Source organism: Butyrivibrio sp. FC2001 (assembly GCF_000424125.1).
Classification (GTDB): Bacteria; Bacillota; Clostridia; order Lachnospirales; family Lachnospiraceae; genus Butyrivibrio.
In genome coordinates, this window is the sequence record NZ_AUJH01000041.1 from 1 (window position 1) to 2,038 (window position 2,038).

The following is a 2,038-nucleotide window of genomic DNA, read 5'->3' on the forward strand; positions in this document are numbered from 1 at the left end:
TGTAAACGGCAAGTAGAAACCAGCAAATTTTGGCAGTTTATTTCCATCACTTTTTGGCAGTTAACAACCAGCAGATTTTGGCAGTTAAGAACCGCCACTTTTTTATTATTACCCACGGAGTACTCCGTGGGTATACAAAAATCTTAAAACGGTGTATCGCTATCAAGAAACCCCCAAGAATTATCCTCAGATTGCATGTCTGTGCAGTCAGGATCGATACAGGGACCTTCTTCCATCATGGCTTGCCATGATCTAAATGTACTGATATAGTCCAAAGGCCATCCGTCATCATCAAAAACTCCATCTCCGTTCATATATGGGCTGTGTCCCGAATACACCCAGTCAACCAGAAGGTTCCATTCCTCATTGGTCATATGACCTATTTCTCTTTTATATCTATGTAACTCAAGCTCGAGTATTTCCTGTAACTCAGCAGAAACGTTTTCACTGAACATCATCTTTGTTATCTCCCTTCAGAAATGATTTACGGTTTTCAAGTCGGTAGCTTTTTCCTGACATCTTGATCCTGTCGCACTGATACGACAGCCTGTCAAGGATGGCGGTAGCAAGTGCCGGATCGTCAAGGAATTCCGCCCATTCCTCAAACCCTTTGTTTGTAGTGATTATTATCGAAGTCTGTTCCTGTAGCTCCGAGATGAGTTGGAAGAACAGGTTGCCCTCAGCCGCCGTTATTGGGAGGTAACCGACTTCATCGATAACAAGAAGATGTGATTTCTTTATTCTGTTTATCTTAACTCTGCTTCTTCTGTCTATTTCCTCCGTTCTCAGACACTGCATGAGTGTCTGCATTGTTGTATAGCTTGCTTTATATCCGTGTTCACACGCATGATAGGCAAGGGCTATTGCAAGATGTGTCTTACCGACTCCGGGCGGTCCTGACAGTATCAGGTTATATACACCCTCTATCCATGTAAGCTCTGAAAGCTGGTTAAACTGTTTCTTTGTTATTGATTTACAAAAGCCAAGATCAAAATCCTTAAGATATTTGGGATAAGGGAATCCCGCTTCTTTAATACGTTTTTCCTGTGCCTTATCCTGACGGTATTTGATCTCAGAACTGAATACATTATCCAGAAATGCAGTATAGCTCTGTTCCTCTGCCTCAGCGGTATGGATGAGCTTTTCAAGTGTATTCTTGGTCTGTATAAGTCCGAGAGTTTTAGCGTTTGTCTTTAATGTCTGTATGTTATCCATTAGCGAGAACCTCCTTATCCATTGCATCTTCATACTCCTGCAGATTTCTTATCTCAGGACTTGTGTTCTGATACTTTTCAGGAAGCTTCGCTTCGGTATATTTAGTTTTACGAGCGGAAATATCTTCCTGGCTCAGATAGATAATGCTTGATTTCAGGTCACCTGCTGAATACAGTTCCCTTTCGCTACAGTAATGCAGCCCTTTTATGACTGCATCAGCATTCCACTCTTCAAACAGCTTTTTTATTACATAAAGCTGGTCTCTGTAATACCTAGAACGCTGCTGATGAAGGTGTTCAAGAAATGGCCCTACGAGTTCATCGTTATTGAACAGTTCATTAAGAGCATTCTCAACTTCTTTAAGCGAATCATTCTGTCCCTCGCGGTCATGCTTGGCTCCTATAAGTTTCCCTTTATCATGGCAGACAGGATATCTGGCATATACCTCCATGGTCAATGCGTCTGTTATGGATACTATACCTTCATCATCCACGAGCATGAGCACCTTTTTGCCGGGACTGTATGTGCCTTTAGGGACCCTGTAACGATTGCCCTTGTATAGCACTGTGTTGTCTTTTCTGACCTGATAGGATATACTCTCGTTGATCGCAGCATCAAAGCTGTATTCGGATACCGGTATCAAGTATTCTCTTTCGAGCGCGAATACTTCTGCCGGTATTTTTTGCGTTGTGCCATGCTTCTCTGCATTGCCTGTTCTGGCAAGCCACCTGATACAGTCCTCATTAAAGGATTCAATATCTGAAAAAGTACGATGTTCTGCGAACCCATACTTTGCGTATTTCACAACACTTTCAATCTTTCC

General features: G+C 42.3%; 2 protein-coding genes and 1 pseudogene. All 3 read right to left on the minus strand.

Going from position 1 to position 2,038, the window contains the following annotated elements; translation table 11 throughout:
• Positions 1 to 143: 143 nt before the first annotated feature.
• Positions 144 to 458 (minus strand): hypothetical protein, encoded by a 315-nt coding sequence (locus tag G601_RS0113770; RefSeq protein ID WP_026665709.1) that lies wholly within the window; start codon positions 456 to 458, stop codon positions 144 to 146.
• Positions 445 to 1,215, minus strand: coding sequence for an IS21-like element helper ATPase IstB (gene istB, locus G601_RS0113775; RefSeq protein WP_026665710.1), 771 nt, complete (start codon positions 1,213 to 1,215; stop codon positions 445 to 447). Before istB ends, G601_RS0113770 begins: the two co-directional genes overlap by 14 nt.
• Positions 1,208 to 2,038, minus strand: a pseudogene (locus G601_RS26510) (hypothetical protein); the annotation flags it as partial. The pseudogene G601_RS26510 and the gene istB, both read right to left, overlap by 8 nt.